Origin of the sequence: uncultured Psychroserpens sp., assembly GCF_947492715.1 — a bacterium.
Classification (GTDB): Bacteria; Bacteroidota; Bacteroidia; order Flavobacteriales; family Flavobacteriaceae; genus Psychroserpens.
Genome location: NZ_CANLNS010000002.1, coordinates 280,356 through 298,309, shown reverse-complemented (window position 1 = coordinate 298,309; position 17,954 = coordinate 280,356). Strand labels below are relative to the sequence as shown.

Genomic DNA, 17,954 nt, shown 5'->3' with positions numbered 1-17,954 from the left:
ATTTATTAAGGTTATGTTGTTATAATATTTTAGATAATTTTAATTTTTAAAATAGTTATCTTAAAAAGATTAATTAAATAATGAATACACCATCAAACTCAAAAAAAGGATTTCAGTTCGCAATGATTACTATTGTGACCTTTCTCTTATTTTTATTATTGCAAATATTGGCGGCTAATGAAAAAATATCACTCGATTTTTATAGGTATGCCAGTGGCTTTTTGATGATTCTTGTTTTCGTGTCTTCAATTATTGGTTTTGTATTTAGCATGAAAGGTCTTAAAGAGCCAAACTCGATTAAGAAGATTTTTGGAATAGTTGCTAATTCTATACTTTTTATTTTGTTTGTAGTTACTGTGATTGTGAGGTTTATAGATTTTAACAGTTCGTTTTAAGCTCCAATAACCTAGACGTCTTAACTCTTTTGGGCAACGGCTTGAACCTCGTCTAAGACTCTTAAAAGGTTTCCACTCCAGAGCATTTCTATTTCTTTTTCGGTATATCCACGTTTTACCAATTCTAGTGTTACGTTAAATGTTTCTGAAGCGTCACTCCAGCCTTCAATACCACCGCCACCATCAAAGTCACTACTTATACCTACGTGTTCTAAACCTATTTTTTTAACCATATAATCAATATGATCTACGAAATCTGATACGTTTACTTTAGGAGGGAAGTTGCTCATGTTTTCAGCTTTTTTATCAGCCAATTTTATAATTTTTGCCCTTAGTTCGAAGAAGGCATTTTTTTCGTCATCTGAAAGCCCTTTCATATCATTCCAATCATACCACGTAGTTCCTAAAGATGTAGCTATTTCTTTTCGTATGTCCTTTATAGCTTTATTTCTAGCGTCGTTTTTTTCAGTATTGGTATAGGCTTGAAATGCTACAGTTTGAATAACCCCTCCATTTTGCTTCATCCATTCTAATTGTTCATCATCCAAATTTCTGCTATGATCACAAAGTGCTCTAGCTGAAGAATGAGATGCTATTATTGGAGCTTTGCTGAGTTCGATCATTTGACGCATTGATTCTTTTGATGGGTGAGATACATCAATCATCATTCCTAAGCGATTCATCTCCTTAACGACTTCTTTTCCAAGATCACTTAAGCCATTGTGCAACCACACACCATCTTCTTCACCAGTATTACTATCGCATAATTGACTATGACCATTATGTGATAATGACATATAACGCGCACCTAAATTGTAAAACTTTTCTACATTAGAAATCTCTGTACCCACAGGGTAGCCATTTTCAATACCAATCATAGCTACTTTTTTTCCAGATTTCGAGATACGACGAACGTCATTAGAGTTTAAGGCGAGTTCAATTTGATTTGGAGCGATATCATCAACAAGTTTATGAATGGCATTAAATTTTGACATGGCATTATCATATGCTTTTTGATAGCCCTCTGTACTAAGGGTATCCTGTCCAGTATATACAATGAACCAGGCCACATCTAATCCTCCTGCTTTCATTTTAGGCAAATTAACTTGAGACTCTAGATTATGAGTGTAGTTGATAGAGTCTGTGAAATTTTTAATATTGATGTCACAATGCGTATCTAATGTAATTACGCGTTCATGAATGGCTTTTGCACGTTCTATAAGGGTAATTGAATCATTATTGCTTGTAGCTGTGTTGCTAGATTTAGTGTCATTTTTACAAGAAGAGACCATAATTAAAATGCATAAAGGAAGGTAGAGTGATTTCATAAAAAATTAGATTTCGTTTCAATTGTGAAGTTACAAATCTTATATTTAAATATGAATTCCTCTACATCATATTCATTCGTTGCACTGTTTTTGACATTTATACTAATCTTGTCATGCAAAAAAGAAGTTCCAAATCCTTACCAATGGGAGTCTATTGAAGTCACCGCAACAGCCTACAATTCTTTAGCGTACCAAACAAGTTCTAATCCGCATATTACGGCATTTGGAGATAGTTTAAAACCAGGCTTACGCTATATTGCTGTGTCTAGAGATTTACTTAAAAAGGGATTAACTCACAATACACTTGTAAAAATAGAAGGACTGGAGGGGACGTATTTAGTTAAAGATAAAATGAATAGACGTTGGAGGCAGCGTATTGATATTTATATGGGAACTGATGTCAAGGCAGCAAAAGAATGGGGCAGGCGCAGCGTTAACATCAGTTATAGAGTTAAAATAGAGCCAGACTCCTTAGAGTCTAACTAGGTTTATTGATTCTTAACATCTGCTTCAGATAATTTAAAAGGATATGCTTTTCGTACTTGAAGTAGTTCTTCCTTAGTAAGCTCATTTGTTGACTTCTTTAAAATATTTTCAGTATAATCACGTCTCAATTCGAAATAGGCTTTAGTTAATTCATCCTGAACCTTAATATAGAAATTGTAAGAGGTGAGTTTGTCATTAGTAAGAGAGACTACTGCACTTTGTGGATTTTCTGAGGATGTTTCATCTTTTAACCCGTTACAATATGCACAAGATTCATCTCCATTATTATCAAGAAAATCTTTTGTAACATCTTTGAGTTCATTGATGTCAATAACTTTATTTTCAACGAATAATTCGTTTTTAGCATTTATTTTTACTTCAAGAATGTTTCTTTGTTTTATTATGCCATCACAATTTTCATTAGGAGGGCAAGGTGCAGGAAGTTTTCTTTTAATTCCAACATCTTGTGGAATCACAGCTGTAACTAAGAAGAAGATTAGTAATAAAAATGCAATGTCTGCCATTGAGCCGGCATTAACCTGTGGAGATTGTCGTCTTGATGTTCTCATAATAATAGTTTTTAAGATTATTGTATTCTAGATACGTCTCAAAAACGATACCAATTTCAGAACACAAAAAAACCAGTATACTTAAATAGTCTACTGGTTTTTCCGGATATAATATTGATACTTAGTTCAATATCAATTTTGATTGATGAATAAATGTTTTTCTGATCACTATTAACGTAACGTCTCTAAGTCGTCATTTGTTGTATGTGATGTGTTGATAATTTTAATTAAAGCTTTCATGATAGATTGATGTTTTGATTGATGATGTGATATAGTTTGATTATCTATATCGTCTTTTCTGGTTCCATGTGTACATTTTCGTTTCAATAGATGTACTAGATAATTGATTGTTGTTTAAAGTTCTCATGATATTTGATTTTTTTGATTGATGATTTAAAATAGATGTTATGATCTATATCTTCTTTTTTGATTCCACGTATACAATCTCGTTTCTGTAGATGTATTTGATAATTGATTGTTGTTTAAAGTTCTCATAATAATTGATTTTAATGATTAATGTTATACTAGAAAGACGACAGAATTAAAAAAATGTTACAGTACTTTGCATTACATAGTAGTTATTTAACATTTTTTAACATAGAAGAGTAGGAATTACTTTTCAATTGTTTTTAACAATATGCTTAATAACTCTTATAAAACCTTAATTTTGCAAGAATTGTTTTTCTGAAGCTATTAATTTATGTCCGAAACCCTTGAAATAACAAAGAAAGAAACCAAAAAACGCCTATATGACTATCAAATAGCAGATCTTAATCGCATATTTGATGTTTTTGAAGCTGCTCCTGATAATTATAATTTATTATACCAGTTACCTACAGGAGGAGGTAAAACGGTTATTTTTTCTGAAATTGTTAGACAATATATAAAGAAGCACCAAAAGAAGGTTGTTATTTTAACACATCGAATTGAGCTATGCAAACAAACGTCGAAAGTGTTGCATGGTTTTGGTGTAAACAACAAAATAATAAACAGTAAGGTTAAAGAGTTACCAGACCAAGATCAGTATCAATGTTTCGTGGCCATGGTAGAAACCTTAAATAACAGGTTAAATGATGGAAAACTTAATCTAGAGGATATTGGACTTGTCATTATTGATGAAGCCCATTATAATTCATTTAGAAAACTATTTAAGTTTTTTGACAACTGTTTTATTCTTGGTGTTACAGCGACACCCTTAAGTAGTAATATCAAATTACCAATGAAAGACAACTATAAAGAGTTGATTGTTGGTGATAATATTTCTACCCTAATTAAAAATGGATTTTTAGCTTCGGCAGAAATTTATAATTATGATGTATCGCTAAATACCCTTAAGATAGGTATTAATGGCGATTATACAGTTAAATCTTCAGAAGCATTATATACCAATGCAGCAATGCAAGGAAAGTTATTGTTTGCTTATGAAGAGCTTTCTAAAGGAAAGAAAACCCTTATCTTCAATAACGGTATTAATACCTCAAAAGAGGTTTATTATACGTTTAAGAGAGCAGGTTATGATGTTCGACATTTAGACAATACATCTAGCAAGCAGGAGCGTAAAGAAATTTTGAAGTGGTTTAAAAACACACCAAACGGAATTCTAACCTCAGTGAGTATCCTAACTACTGGTTTTGATGAGCCCTCTGTAGAATCCATTATACTTAATAGAGCCACACGTTCTTTGACCTTATATTTTCAAATGATTGGTAGAGGGTCGAGAATTCATGGTGATAAAAGTAAGTTTACAGTTATTGATTTAGGAAATAATGCAGTTCGATTTGGTCCTTGGAGCCAACCTGTAGATTGGCAACATATCTTTAAAAATCCAGATTTTTATCTTGAAAATCTTCGAAATGATGAAGATATTGAACGTGAGTTTGTCTATAAGATGCCAGAATCCTTAAGAAAACGATTCAAGAAAAATCCTAGCGATGATTTTGATATCAAGGCGGAGTATAAAAAAGTAACTCGTGAAGGGCAAAAATCAATGAAAGCTATAGAGAATAGTATAGCACAACATTCTGCATTGGTGATAGCAAATAGCGAAGATGTTTTTGAAGCAAGGGAATTGGCTAAGCTGTTGCATGATGATATTTGTTATCGCATAAAGCAATATTGTTATTGCATTATGAATAGTACTAAAAACTACAAAGATTGGCTTTTAGAAGAATATACGCGTAAGCTACGTTTAAGTTTCAACGGAAAGTTTTAACGTAAAATTAAAATGTTTACGGTTTAAAGTCGTTACTTTTAATGTTAGGTATAGTTTTTGAAACGACTATACTAAATAAATTGTGATGAAGAATTATCTTATTTTTTTACTTTTTGTGCTGTGCTCTATGTCTGCGTTTAGTCAACCGCCAGATCAGAGTGAGAAGAAGTCTATTAAAATTCCAGCAATCGAGTCAAAGAAAAAAGATTCTACACCAACAAAACTTGACATCAAACCTAATTCCAAGATTGGGATTACTAAAACCAAAAAAAACATTTCTGGAATTGCTGTACCTACAGAAAGCAAAATTTCTATCAAAAAGCCTAAAAAAGAGTTTTCTATGATAGACAATAATGGTTTACGTAATCCAGGTGAGCTTTTTGAAAAGCGTTTTAAAAAAGTTGCTGTAGAACAAGGTTTGTCTACAGAAACTATGGCAGATGTTTTTCTTGGTGATATTAAAACAAAAGGTGGCTTTGTGAAAATTGTTTGCCGCGATCACGAATATCCAGATGGCGATTTGGTGCGTGTATTTGTAAATGATCTCATGCTAGTTCCTTCACTGTTATTAACTTCAGGCTACAGAGGTTTCGATGTTCAATTAGCTCCAGGAGTTAATAAAATTGTATTCTTAGCTTTAAATCAAGGAGACTCTGGGCCAAACACGGCAGAGTTTATTGTTTACGACGACAAAGGGAATCTTGTTTCGTCCAAAAAATGGAACCTTCTTACTGGAGTTAAAGCTACAGTTAATGTGATAAAACAAGATCCAGAAAAGGAAGAGGAACCTGAAATAAAAAGCAATAACTAGTTAGAGATTTTGTAAATCTCTGGATTACTGTTAAATGGTTGAGTTATGGGTTTCCAAATGATTCTAATTCTCTAATGTTCTAGTACTTATTTTGATGATGTTTAACTTTTGATTAACTAATTTTAATATTCCTGTATTAATCCAAATTTTACACTTATCTTTACGTTATAGGTGCAATGTGTACTTAATTAATAAAAGATTACAGAGTAAAGAATGGCAAAGTCGCAACAGACATTTAACAAAAGCGAAAAAGAAAAAAAGCGTTTAAAAAAGCGTGAAGAAAAGCGTAAAAAAATGGAAGCGCGTAAGCTCGAAAAAGAAGAAAAAGGAGGGGTAGATAGCATCCCTTTTGCTTACGTAGATCAGTTTGGTAATTTAACAGATACACCTCCAGATCCGGCTGATAAAATAAAAGTAAAAGCCAAAAGTATAGTTTTAGGCATACCCAAAAAAGAAGATGTTGAAGAAGAAGAGTACGATCCTATTAGAAAAGGTAAAGTGTCTTTCTTTGATAATTCTAAAGGATTTGGTTTTATAATTGATACTGAAGATCAAGAAAAATACTTCTGCCATGTAAGTGGCCTTATTGATGAAATTCAAGAAAACGATAAAGTTCAATTTGAATTAGAAAAAGGGAATCGTGGTATGAATGCGGTTCGAGTGAAGCTGATATAAATTTAGTCATGCTAATTTTAGCACTACTACTGAGTATAATTTTTTTAATACTCTCCTTAATCCATATAAACTGGGTGTTTGGAGGAACTTTTGGTTTTGATGCTTCCTTACCAACTAATGAAGAAGGACAACGGATGTTAAATCCTAAGCCTATTGATAGTGCTATAGTTGGTTTGGGATTGTTGTTTTTTTCTGTGTTTTATTTTTTGAAAGCTAACCTTATAGATATAACGCTTAGTTCTTGGATTTTTACATATTTTGGATGGATCATACCATCCGTTTTTTTATTAAGAGCCATCGGTGAATTTAAATATCTTGGGTTTTTTAAAACAGTAAAATCTACTGCGTTTGCCAGATATGATACGAGATTATATGCTCCTTTATGCCTATGTATCGCCCTTCTTGGCTATATGCTAAAGTTCTGGTACTAGAAGATAGAATCAATTTCAATGACTTCTCCCATTTTTAAATCATCTAATCTTTGGTGTCCAACTCTAACTCTTACTAGTCTTAGTGTAGGAAATCCAACAGTAGCTGTCATTTTTCGTACTTGCCTGAACTTACCTTCGTTAATCGTTATGGAAATCCAGGAGGTTTTACCATGGCGTTCATCACGAATTTTCTTTCCTCGCTCTGGGAAATTTGGAGCTTGATTTAATTTTATAACCTTACATGGTTTGGTTATATAGGATTCACTTTTGTGACTTATAGACACACCATGTTGCAATTGCTCAATGACTTCACTAGTAATTTCCCCATCCACCTGAACATAATACTCTTTATCTGTTTTTGAACTGGTAACATCGAAACTTACTTTTCCGTCTGTGGTTAAAAGAAGTAAACCCTCAGAATCTTTATCCAAACGCCCAATAGCCATAGTGCCATTTGGGAAATCATAGAGTTCTCCTAAGAACTTCTTGTTTTTTTCATGCTTGGCATTGGTTTGAAACTGACTTAAATATCCATAAGGCTTAAACAGTTTAAAATGGCGATGTTCCATGTTAAACATTCGTTTTTAGAATAGAATAAACTAAATCTTTTGTAAGTGTTTGTCCTTGCGCCTTTGCACGAATTGTCTCAAATGACATTCTGAAATTGCAGCCCGACTTATAAGCACTGCAACCGTAAGCAGTTTTCCCCTTAATTATAGTACCGTTTTGGCATTTAGGGCAATTAACAGCTTTACTTTTCTTTACTTCGGAAATTTTAGTTTTGTCCTTTTTTGCTTCTAAAACCAACTTAAAGTTTTCGTTGAAACGTAACAACCCTTCAGTTGTTCCATCATCTGATGAAAACCCTTTGAGATTAACAGTAGACCCTTTTTGCAATAATCTGATGAGTTGCTTTTCAGAAATCTTCTTTCCGTAAACTTTAAACGGCAATATAAAGTTGCAGCCTGTTTTAAAACGACTACATCCATAGGCTGTTTTTCCTTTAAGTAACTGCCCTTGTTTACATTGCGGGCACATTTCCGAAGATAAACCAGCAGCTTCAGATTGCTTTGCTTTTACCTGACGTTGTTCAATCACTGTGGCTTGTGATATATTGGCACGAGAGGTTTCGCTACGTACTTCATAGACCAAATCATCTACCATCTTTTTCATGTTTTTGATAAATCTGCTAGCACTGTATTCACCCTTTTCGATGTCTTTGAGCTGTTTTTCCCACAGTCCGGTAAGTTCGGCAGACTTTAAAAGTTCATTTTGAATGGTGTCAATAAGGGCAACACCAGTTATAGTTGGTAAAATTTGCTTTTTGTTGCGCTTAATATATTGGCGTTTAAATAAAGTCTCGATGATATTGGCCCGTGTTGATGGTCTTCCAATACCGTTTTCTTTCATTAAATCGCGTAGTTCGTCATCGTCTACTTGTTTACCTGCAGTTTCCATAGCACGTAGGAGAGACGCTTCAGTAAATTGATTTGGTGGTTTGGTTTGCTTTTCTAGGAATGATGGCTCATGAGGTCCTTTTTCACCTTTTGAAAATGTGGGAAGCGTATCTTTTTCTGAGGTGTTTGAACTGCTCTTTTTTCCGAATTTAAATACGGTTTTCCATCCGTCTTTAAGGATTTCTTTTCCTGTCGTTTTAAAGTTTACATCATCTGCTTTCCCAATAACTGTAGTATTTGATACCTCGCAATCTGGATAAAATACTGCAATAAAACGTTTTACTATGATATCATAGACTTGCTGTTGGTTGTATTGCAGATTAATTTGAATTCCGGTTGGAATAATAGCGTGGTGATCGGTTACTTTTTTATCATTGAAGACCTTAGCCGATTTTTTTATTTTTTTTCCTAAAAGTGATTGGGTTAGTTCAGAATAGTTGGTTAATTTCTGAAGTATGCCTGGCACTTTTGGGTAGATGTCTGTGGGTAAAAAAGTGGTATCTACTCTTGGGTAGGTTACTACTTTTTGCTCGTATAGTTTTTGAACAATTTTTAGAGTTTCGTCTGCTGAAAACCCAAACTTTGTATTACAGTAAACCTGCAATCCTGTAAGATCAAAGAGTTTAGGTGCGTATTCTTTTCCTTTCTTTTTGGTTATAGATACAACCTCAAAATCATGCTCTTTTACCTTATTGGCTAAAATTTCACCTTCTTCCATTTTATGAAATCGTCCTTCCTCATAAACAAATAGAGTGTCACGATAGAGCGTATGTAACTCCCAATACGGCTTTGGGTTGAAATTTTCTATGTCTTTAAATCGGTTCACAACCATTGCTAAGGTTGGAGTTTGTACACGACCAACAGATAGCACTTGTTTGTATCCACCATGTTTTACAGTATACAGACGGGTTGCGTTCATTCCTAAAAGCCAATCACCAATAGCACGAGAAAAGCCTGCATAATAGAGATTATCATAGGTTTCAGAATCTTTGAGATTTTCAAAACCTTCCCTAATTGCTTCTATAGTTAACGAAGAAATCCAAAGACGTTGAACCTTACCTTTATAATTGGCTTGGTCTAAAACCCAGCGTTGAATAAGTTCTCCTTCTTGACCAGCATCACCACAATTGATTACAACATCGGCCTTATCGAACAACGATTTTACAATATTGAATTGTTTTTCAATGCCAGAATTGCTTACTACTTTGGTTTTAAATTTTTCAGGTAGCATTGGTAGGTTGTTTAGATCCCAACTTTTCCAATAAGGTTTATAGTCGTTTGGCTCCATGAGTGTACATAAATGCCCAAACGTATAGGTTACTGCATAGCCATTACCTTCATAAAAGCCATCGCGCTTGGTATTGGCACCAAGAACTTGTGCAATTTCTCGAGCAACACTAGGTTTTTCGGCAATACAGACCTTCATTTATAATTTTAGTTTTAGGATGTAAACAGAACTGCAAAATAGGAAATTGTTGTTGTTTTTTGAAAGAGATTTGTAGAGAGTTATTAACTGTTTTTAGAAGGGTTAGGTTCTATTTATTAAAGTAGTCACGATCAACGTTAGCTCCTATAATTTATTCTGTAAAATAATGTACTTTTCCAAGCTCCATTAATAAGGTAATATTCGAAAATCGCTTGCGTAATTCTTCTTGATCACTCTTGCTAAAATCTGGAGGAAGGTGAGAGGCAATAATGTGTTTTGGAGCAATAAGTTCGTTTACTTGTGATATGTCATTATCATCTAGAAGTAACCAATAGGGAAGTACAGCAATATCAATGTTTTTGTTTTTAATATCTAAGGTTTTAAAAGGTTCGTGAGTTAATTTCCAATCGGTATCACCAACATGAAGAACACTATAGTTTCCTAGATTTACAAGATATGCGATGTTTTCGGTTTGATTGTGTCGCTGTGGGTTTGTATGGTCACATCTTATGGCTGTAATTTCGATTCCAGATGTCTCTGTTGTATGTGGCTTTTTGTCATAAGGAACACTATAAAACCGGCTAGTAATACTATCTGCATTGGAGTGAAACGTAACGACATCCTTTTTTAATTGAGAAGACCCCATGACAACCCCATTACTATTGTGTTCTAAAAACCTCTTCGCGTATTTTCCGCTGAAATGATCACCATGCAAATGCGTATATAAACAAAATTCGATAGGAGAAAAATCTTTAAAGTTTCCTGTAATTAATTGATTTACCATATCCTCTGGAGGATAAACGTAGGGTTTGTTGTAATACTGATGTAAACCATCTATTATAACCGTTTTATCATCTAATTCCATACAAACGCCCATATTACCTGTATATGCAATTTTAAGTGCTTGAGAATTTACAGAATCTTGAACAGTTTGATGTTTTAATGAACCAAGATCATTTGATTGGTTTTTAGAAGTATTGGTCTGACAGGATAATAGGCAATTCACTAGGAATACTATTAAAACAAGTTTATTATATATATTATTAGTTCTTTGTGATCTCATATCATTTTTACTCAATAACTAAAGGTAATAAAAATGAAATAGCTATAACCTGTTATTAGCAAGGTTCTTTTAAATATAACCATAGCGACTTGGTAAAACCTAAATCACTATGGCATTTAAAATAAAATTATGATGTTTTAATCAACGTGAGTAAATATTTTATTAACGATTTTCCACTCATTATTAATTTTAGAAAAAGATAGATAATCATAGTAATTATAACCAAGCATAGGAACATGCAATTTTACCATCGCAATTTTTCCTATGATGTCTATTCCTATAATACTCATTTTAAAAGTTTCTTCTAAATCATTCGGACTTTGTCTGTCTTTTACACCTTGAGAGTATGCTTTAAAACTTTTTAAATAATCTACTCCTTTTATATCTCCATAGAGATAGGCATCTTCATGAAAGCAAGTGTTTAGTTTTGAAATGTTTCCGTAGAAAATGCCTTCAAAATAATTTGCAACCTGCGTTTCTATTTCTTTTATGTTCTTATTATACATTTATAGTTCTTTTTATATGCTGTGTCCAATTGTATGACCTCCAGCGACATTAATGGTTTCTCCTGTTATAAAGTTTGAAGTAGCGAGATAATAAGCCGCTTCAGCGATTTCGATTGTTTCACCAATTCTATTCAACAAATGTAATCCTGCTAAACTATCAGCATCTTCAATTCCAATTTTACTTTGTAAAGGACTTCTTATTATTCCTGGTGCTATAGTGTTTACCTTTATATTGCTTTTTCCAAACTCTGCGGCTAATTGCCGTGTTAATGAATGAATGGCTCCTTTACTTGTTAATGGGGCTGTTGCTGGAAAACCATCTATAGCATGTTCAACTAAGACTGTACCTATATTAATTATAGATCCGCTTTGTTGTTTTATCATTTCTGGAATAACAGCTTGCGAAGTGAAATATGTACCTTTTAAGTTAACATTCCAATACAGGTCTAAATCTTTTTCTTCAACATCTAAAAATGGTTTTGGAGAGAATAGACCTGCATTATTGATTAAAACATCAACAGAATTAAATGTTTCTAAAGCCAGTTTAACAAGTTTTTGACCTGTTTCTTGTTTGCTTATATCACCACTTAAATAAATGGCATTTGAAGGTGCGCCCAATTCTTGGTATGCGCTTTTAAGATTATCTTCATTTGAAGAATTCATAACAACATTACTTTCTTTGTTTATAAAGTATTTTGCTATTTCTTTACCAATTCCTGTTGATGCGCCTGTAATAATTATTGTTTTATTTTTCATTGCGATTGGTTTTAGTTCCTAAGTATTGTTTTCCGTTGTGACCCCAATTACCAAGAGCTATTTCTTCAATAACAACATGTGTTGTTTGAGGGTCTTTGTTAAGGATATCAACTAAGAGTTGTGTTGTTCCTTCAATTAACTGTTGTTTCTGTTTCATTGTTACTTGTTCGTCAGTAACTTTAATATTAATGTATGGCATAACTTTGTTATTAAATTATTAGTTATGCAAAGATGTTGTGGAATTACAATCTGACTAAGGAGGTATGTCACATGTTTGGAGTGATGTAAGTCACATTGCGGAATAAAAATGTGGAATGTCTTAAGAATTTAATCTGCTTAGGGTTTCTCTGGAAACACCTAAATAGGCCGCAATCATTTTTTTAGGCACACGCTGAAAGAGTTTAGGATATTGTTCAAGAAGTAAATTATAACGTTCCTTTGCTGAATTTTTCAATAGAGACAGTATTCTATTTTGAAGAGCAATTCTACCTAATTTACTTTTTTTAGCCCAAAAACGTTCCATTTTGTGCATTTCCGCAGTTAATTTTTCGCGATTTTCATAGGTGATATATAAGAGTTCACAATCTTCTATACAATCAATAAAGGTTTTTGCCTTGGTTTGTTTAACAAAGGATTCATAGTCTGTAATCCACCAATTCTCCATACCAAATTGAAGAATATGCTCTTTTCCACTATCGTCTATAAAATAGCTTTTTATACAACCTTTTAAAATCCAAAATTCTTTATTTACGATATCTCCTTCTTGAACTATATATTGATGTTTACGTCTATTGATCTGCTCAAAATGACCTAATACGAATTCGAACTCTTCGTCTGAGAGTTTAACTATTTCTTCTATATGTTGTCTAAGAGGATGTGTCATTAGTTATTTATGGTTTTTAGTTATCCTCTAACTCTTTTTTATATTTTTTTGCTTGTATAAAAAAGCGGGCGCCAACAATGAGACCTAGAATACCCATAAAAGTGAAGCCAATTATTAAAAAAAGTGTACCCATACTCATAATAACGATAGCTAAGATGACATTTGTTTTTGCAGCACTTAATTTATTTTTTGTTGAACTCATAACTAAAACACTTTGCTGGTTTAGCTGGATTTATAATATTCAAAACTGTTTAGAATGATAGCATTATCAACAAGACAATCTATTTTTGGTTGTCCAATTTCCGTGAGTAAAACGAAATTAATATTACCATGCTCATTCTTTTTATCATATTTTAATAAATCGATTATAGCATTATAATCTGAAGGTTCTATATTAACCGGAGCGTAAATATTATTGATAGCTTGCGTGATGTAATTTAAATCTTGTTTTGAGAAATTTAATAATTCTGAAGAAATATAACATTCCAAGATCATTCCAATAGCAATGGCCTCTCCATGTAAAAGTTCTTCTTTTTCAGGATGACTTAGAAAATAAGATTCGATGGCATGGCCTAGTGTGTGCCCAAAATTAAGATGTTTACGTTCACCTTGTTCTAAAGGGTCGTTAGTGACTATATTCTTTTTGATAAGTACAGATTCATGAATTAAATCATCAAGGTCGTTTAGTGTAAGTTTTGATAAATCTGTTAGTTTATCAAAATAGCTTTTGTCTTTTATCAGTCCGTGTTTAAGCATTTCTGCTAAGCCAGATTTCATCTGATTTTGCGGCAAACTATTTAAATATGAAGTGTCAATAATGACCATATCGCCAGAACTGATAACTCCAACCTGATTTTTTAATGCACCAAGATCAACACCTGTTTTTCCACCAACCGAAGCGTCTACCATTGCCAACAGAGATGTTGGGACATTAATATATTTGATACCACGCTTAAATGTACAAGCTACGAAACCGCCTAAATCTGTCACCACGCCACCTCCAAGGTTTAGAAGAAGACTTTTACGATCTGCTCCAAGTTCAGACAGAGCATTCCAAACCCCAACACAAGTGTCTATTGTTTTGTACTGTTCTCCAGCTTCAATTTCTATAATTTCAATTGCAATAGACGTTTCAAGATGTGCCATAAACGCTGGTAAACAATGCTTATGTGTATTCGAGTCTACGAGAATAAATAGTTTAGAAAATCCTTTTGAATCAATGTAATTATTGAGTTCTTGATATGCGGTTGAATTAAAATGAACAGAATATGTTTTTGTAATTATAGAATTCATATAGATTTATAAAAGTGGAAAATTAGCGACTTTTAGTAACATAATAACTATTGAATAATTATTTTTGTTATATATTTTTCACAAATGGATTCAAATACACTTTTCGATAATACTGAAGTTGCTTTTGCTCTCAAAAATGATTCAGAATTAGAACGCGCTTACTTTTTATTTAAAATGATTTCTCATGAACCTTTGGTAAGGATTGGTACTGCTGCCACTAACTTTGCATTAAAGGCTAAATTGCCTGTAGAAGGTTTAATACGTTCTACGGTATTTGACCACTTTTGTGGTGGTGTAAATGAGGAAGATTGCCTACCTGTAATAGATAAGATGTTTGTTAAAGGTGTGAGTTCGGTTCTAGATTACTCTGTAGAAGGAAAGGAAAAAGAATCTACCTTTGATGAAGCCCGAGATAAGATTTTAAAGATTATCAAATTTGCAGATGAAAAAGAATCGATGCCTATTGTTGTTTTTAAACCTACTGGTTTTGGGCGTTTCTATTTATATCAAAAGAAGGGAGAAGGAGTAGAGTTCACTCAAGCGGAACAAGAAGAATGGAATAGAATAGTAGAACGATTTGATGCCGTTTGTCGCCTAGCGAAAGCTAAAGATGTGGAAGTTTTAATTGACGGAGAAGAAAGTTGGATGCAAGAAGCCGCAGATGATCTCTGTGAAGATATGATGCGTAAGTACAACGTAGAAAAACCTATAGTTTACAACACGCTGCAAACCTATAGATGGGACAGGTTAGACTACTTGAAAGCAACACATAGACGTGCCGTTGAAGGTGGTTTTAAAGTTGGGTTTAAAATCGTTAGAGGTGCTTATATGGAAAAGGAGCGAAAGCGAGCTGAAGAGAAGGGTTACGCTTCTCCAATTTGTGAAACCAAACAAGCTACAGATGATAATTTCAATACATGCATGACCTACATTTTGAACAACCTAAAAGATATTTCTTTATTTATAGGAACACACAATGAGCACAGTTGTTACATTGCTATGAAATTAATGCAAGAACTAGGTATTGATAAAAAGGATAATGATGTTTGGTTTGGTCAACTCTATGGGATGAGTGACCATATTAGCTTTAATTTGGCGGCTCATGGTTATAATGTTGCTAAATATGTGCCATTTGGACCAGTAAAGGACGTTATGCCTTATTTAATTAGACGTGCTGAAGAAAACACCTCTGTAGCAGGTCAAACAAGTAGAGAACTTAATTTACTTAAACAAGAGAAAAAACGTCGTCGATTATAGACAAAAAAAAACCCGTAATTCAATACGGATTTTTTAGTTAGGGTGTTATTAAATTAGAAGGGTTTATACCATTTTTTCTTTCGTTGCGGATTATTACCATAACCATAGCCGTATCCTTTCTTTTTAATCGTTCCATTAAGAAGTGTAACCATATGTGGTAAACGTTTTTCTTCGTACATGGTTTGGGCAATATGCAATTGACGCTTGTCAATATTATTTGCACTTACGACATAAATAAAAATATCGGCATGATTGCTTATCAATAAGGTGTCTGTAACCAATCCAACAGCAGCCGTATCTACGATAACATAATCGTATTGTTCTTTGACTTTTTCGAATAAATATTTTACGCGATCACTCATTAGTAACTCTGCGGGATTTGGCGGAATAGTTCCAGACGGAATCACATCTAAAAATTCATTGTCTTTTACTTTTACAGTAACATCTTCAATGCTTAATGATTTATCTGAAATGAAATCGGTAAGTCCTTTGTCGCTTTTAATTTTTAAATAATCATTAACTCTAGGGACTCTAATATCTGTTTCAATAAGAAGTGTCTTTTTATCTGAAAAAGAGAATGAACTAGCTAAGTTTGTAGTAGTATGTGATTTTCCTTCCTGAGCAGTAGTAGAGGTTACAAAAATGGTTTTACATTTTTTATCTACTTTCTGCAGCATAAAATCGATGTTCGTTCTAATAATTCTAAAGGCTTCTGCTTTTGGAGAATAATCTACCTTACTTACAACTTTTGATTTTGTGTCTGCCTTTGGGATATCACCAATGAAAGGTGCTTTAACCAAACGTAATACATCTTCTTTAGTATGCACCTTTGTGTCCATGAGGTCTTTTACATAAATTAAAGACACAGGAATAATTAAACCAATAAGCATTGCTGTTAGATAGATGATTTTTTTCTTTGGTGAAACTGGATCATCATTGGTATAAGCATAATCAATAACTTTGGCATTTGCAGTAGACATACCTAGCGTAATAGCTGTTTCTTCACGTTTTTCTAAAAGATAGAGGTAAAGTGACTCTTTAATATCTTGCTGACGCTTAATATCTCTAAACTGTCGTTCTTTTCCTGGAGCAGAATATATTTGTCCTCGAATTCTAGAATCTTCTCTATTTAGGTTATTAAGCGTAATTTGATTGGCATCTTTAATATTACTTAAACTTTGGTTCAAGTTGTTTTTAAGTGCATTAATTTGATCGTTTAATTTTATTACTGTTGGGTTTTTATTGCTTGAGTTCTTTAGAATACGATCACGTTGTAATACTAAATCATTATGACTTTTTGTAATCTGTGCTACATTACTATCTGCAATACCTATATCTGCAGGTAATAAATCTGTACCAGAATCATTATTATTTAAACGATCACTCATGAATTCTACCAACTGCAATTGATTACTGGTTTGGTTAATCTTTGCTTCGGTTTGTCGTTCACTTTCTAAAAAGATATTAGACTGTGAAGATAATGCTGTTAACCTGTTGTCTTTCTGAAGTTTTTCGGCAGTAAAATCTACCTGTTCTAGTTCGTTAGACACTACGTTTAAACGATTTGTAATAAAATCTGAAGTTGTTTTAACAATAAGTTCTTTGTCATTAATAACGTCGGCATTATACTTTAAAATAACTTCATCTAGTATTAAACGCGCCTTTTCTTTAATGCTTTCATTTAACGACAGTTTAATAACATTCGATTTGTCTGTGGTAGCGATTTTTACCTTAGAAAGGTATGACTCAACAACACTATGTATTGGTCTCACATGAATCTCAACATAATCACCTGGTTCAGAACCATAGGTACCAATATTTGGAGTGATAACAAAGTCACCAAACGAACCTTTTACGCGATCTCCAAAACTGTGAGTTGTTGTTTCTCCATCATCAAATTCTAATAGTTTATTGGTATTAACTTTAGAAAGCTCATATTGTTGAGCAGATAGTATTTTTATATATAATGATTTATTTACATCAGCAAGAATCGAGTCGCTTACAAAAAAACTAATGTCCACAGGAGGATTAGAATAAATCTCCTCTTTTTTTAATTTTCCGCTAACGTAATAACTAATATTTAACTTAAGATCTTTAACCACTTGCGTAAGTATAGATCGCGATTTAATTACTTCTATCTCATCTACGACATTTGGTAAAGTTGAATTTAGTCCACCATTTTGAAGTGAAGATATTTCAGCTAAACTCCTTGAGTTTTCATCTTCTTTTAACTTTATTGTAGCATTAGCCTGATATAAAAATGTGCTATATCTAATTTTAACGAATGCTGCGGCAAGAGCAATTAATAGAAAAATAATGATGAGCTTCCATTTTGATAAATATAGCTCAACGAGTTTTACTATTGTGTCTTTGTTTGTTAGGGAATTTTGAGACATAATACTATAA

At 33.0% G+C, this 17,954-nt stretch carries 19 protein-coding genes; 7 read left to right on the top strand and 12 right to left on the bottom strand.

Annotated elements, in window-relative coordinates; translation table 11 throughout:
* Positions 1-80 precede the first annotated feature (80 nt).
* A complete protein-coding gene (locus tag Q0787_RS08185; protein ID WP_298901932.1) occupies positions 81-395 on the top strand; it encodes a hypothetical protein in 315 nt (104 codons plus the stop codon).
* 20 nt (positions 396-415) lie between these two features.
* Here the strand turns inward: Q0787_RS08185 and Q0787_RS08180 are convergent, their stop codons facing one another.
* Positions 416-1,723 carry a dipeptidase gene (locus Q0787_RS08180; protein WP_298901930.1) on the bottom strand — a complete coding sequence of 436 codons (1,308 nt, stop codon included), beginning with the start codon at positions 1,721-1,723 and terminating at the stop codon, positions 416-418.
* 51 nt (positions 1,724-1,774) lie between these two features.
* Here Q0787_RS08180 and Q0787_RS08175 point away from each other — a divergent pair, with 51 nt between their 5' ends.
* Complete coding sequence (locus Q0787_RS08175) at positions 1,775-2,209, top strand: hypothetical protein (RefSeq protein WP_298901928.1); 435 nt, start codon at positions 1,775-1,777, stop codon at positions 2,207-2,209.
* A gap of 2 nt (positions 2,210-2,211) precedes the next feature.
* On the opposite strand, the gene Q0787_RS08170 is transcribed toward Q0787_RS08175, so the two are convergent.
* Positions 2,212-2,778, bottom strand: a complete 567-nt coding sequence (locus Q0787_RS08170) for a biopolymer transporter ExbD (protein WP_298901927.1) — start codon at positions 2,776-2,778, stop codon at positions 2,212-2,214.
* Between the two features lie 700 nt (positions 2,779-3,478).
* Here Q0787_RS08170 and Q0787_RS08165 point away from each other — a divergent pair.
* The 4 genes from Q0787_RS08165 to Q0787_RS08150 all read left to right on the top strand — a co-directional run bounded on the left by Q0787_RS08165 (position 3,479) and on the right by Q0787_RS08150 (position 6,907).
* A complete protein-coding gene (locus Q0787_RS08165) occupies positions 3,479-4,990 on the top strand; it encodes a DEAD/DEAH box helicase family protein (protein WP_298901925.1) in 1,512 nt (503 codons plus the stop codon).
* An 85-nt stretch (positions 4,991-5,075) separates the two neighbouring features.
* Positions 5,076-5,801, top strand: a complete 726-nt coding sequence (locus tag Q0787_RS08160) for a hypothetical protein (RefSeq protein ID WP_298901924.1) — start codon at positions 5,076-5,078, stop codon at positions 5,799-5,801.
* Between the two features lie 213 nt (positions 5,802-6,014).
* Complete coding sequence (locus Q0787_RS08155; RefSeq protein WP_298901923.1) at positions 6,015-6,476, top strand: cold-shock protein; 462 nt, start codon at positions 6,015-6,017, stop codon at positions 6,474-6,476.
* Between the two features lie 8 nt (positions 6,477-6,484).
* Positions 6,485-6,907: a DUF3995 domain-containing protein gene (locus tag Q0787_RS08150; protein ID WP_298901921.1), complete on the top strand. Its 423-nt coding sequence runs from the start codon at positions 6,485-6,487 to the stop codon at positions 6,905-6,907.
* Here Q0787_RS08150 and Q0787_RS08145 read toward each other — a convergent pair.
* The 9 genes from Q0787_RS08145 to aroB all read right to left on the bottom strand — a co-directional run bounded on the left by Q0787_RS08145 (position 6,904) and on the right by aroB (position 14,291).
* Positions 6,904-7,476: a pseudouridine synthase gene (locus Q0787_RS08145; protein WP_298901919.1), complete on the bottom strand. Its 573-nt coding sequence runs from the start codon at positions 7,474-7,476 to the stop codon at positions 6,904-6,906. The two genes, Q0787_RS08150 and Q0787_RS08145, sit on opposite strands and share 4 nt — an antisense overlap.
* Position 7,477: 1 nt before the next feature.
* Entirely contained in the window at positions 7,478-9,790 is a 2,313-nt protein-coding gene (locus Q0787_RS08140; protein ID WP_298901917.1) for a type IA DNA topoisomerase, read from the bottom strand.
* 151 nt (positions 9,791-9,941) lie between these two features.
* A complete protein-coding gene (locus Q0787_RS08135) occupies positions 9,942-10,796 on the bottom strand; it encodes an MBL fold metallo-hydrolase (RefSeq protein WP_298901915.1) in 855 nt (284 codons plus the stop codon).
* A gap of 194 nt (positions 10,797-10,990) precedes the next feature.
* Positions 10,991-11,359, bottom strand: a complete 369-nt coding sequence (locus Q0787_RS08130; protein WP_298901913.1) for a nuclear transport factor 2 family protein — start codon at positions 11,357-11,359, stop codon at positions 10,991-10,993.
* A gap of 12 nt (positions 11,360-11,371) precedes the next feature.
* Positions 11,372-12,115: an SDR family NAD(P)-dependent oxidoreductase gene (locus tag Q0787_RS08125; protein WP_298901912.1), complete on the bottom strand. Its 744-nt coding sequence runs from the start codon at positions 12,113-12,115 to the stop codon at positions 11,372-11,374.
* The gene (locus Q0787_RS08120; RefSeq protein WP_298901911.1) at positions 12,105-12,314 is read right to left on the bottom strand and encodes a 4-oxalocrotonate tautomerase family protein; all 210 of its coding nucleotides are present in this window, start codon (positions 12,312-12,314) and stop codon (positions 12,105-12,107) included. The genes Q0787_RS08125 and Q0787_RS08120 overlap by 11 nt, the downstream gene beginning before the upstream one ends.
* Positions 12,315-12,434: 120 nt before the next feature.
* The gene (locus tag Q0787_RS08115; RefSeq protein ID WP_298901910.1) at positions 12,435-12,998 is read right to left on the bottom strand and encodes a Crp/Fnr family transcriptional regulator; all 564 of its coding nucleotides are present in this window, start codon (positions 12,996-12,998) and stop codon (positions 12,435-12,437) included.
* A 16-nt stretch (positions 12,999-13,014) separates the two neighbouring features.
* The gene (locus tag Q0787_RS08110) at positions 13,015-13,200 is read right to left on the bottom strand and encodes a hypothetical protein (RefSeq protein ID WP_298901909.1); all 186 of its coding nucleotides are present in this window, start codon (positions 13,198-13,200) and stop codon (positions 13,015-13,017) included.
* Between the two features lie 20 nt (positions 13,201-13,220).
* Positions 13,221-14,291 carry a 3-dehydroquinate synthase gene (gene aroB / locus Q0787_RS08105; RefSeq protein WP_298901908.1) on the bottom strand — a complete coding sequence of 357 codons (1,071 nt, stop codon included), beginning with the start codon at positions 14,289-14,291 and terminating at the stop codon, positions 13,221-13,223.
* 84 nt (positions 14,292-14,375) lie between these two features.
* Between aroB and Q0787_RS08100 the strand changes: the two genes are divergently transcribed.
* Positions 14,376-15,548, top strand: a complete 1,173-nt coding sequence (locus tag Q0787_RS08100) for a proline dehydrogenase family protein (RefSeq protein WP_298901906.1) — start codon at positions 14,376-14,378, stop codon at positions 15,546-15,548.
* A 53-nt stretch (positions 15,549-15,601) separates the two neighbouring features.
* On the opposite strand, the gene Q0787_RS08095 is transcribed toward Q0787_RS08100, so the two are convergent.
* The gene (locus tag Q0787_RS08095; protein WP_298901904.1) at positions 15,602-17,944 is read right to left on the bottom strand and encodes a GumC family protein; all 2,343 of its coding nucleotides are present in this window, start codon (positions 17,942-17,944) and stop codon (positions 15,602-15,604) included.
* Positions 17,945-17,954: the final 10 nt, after the last annotated feature.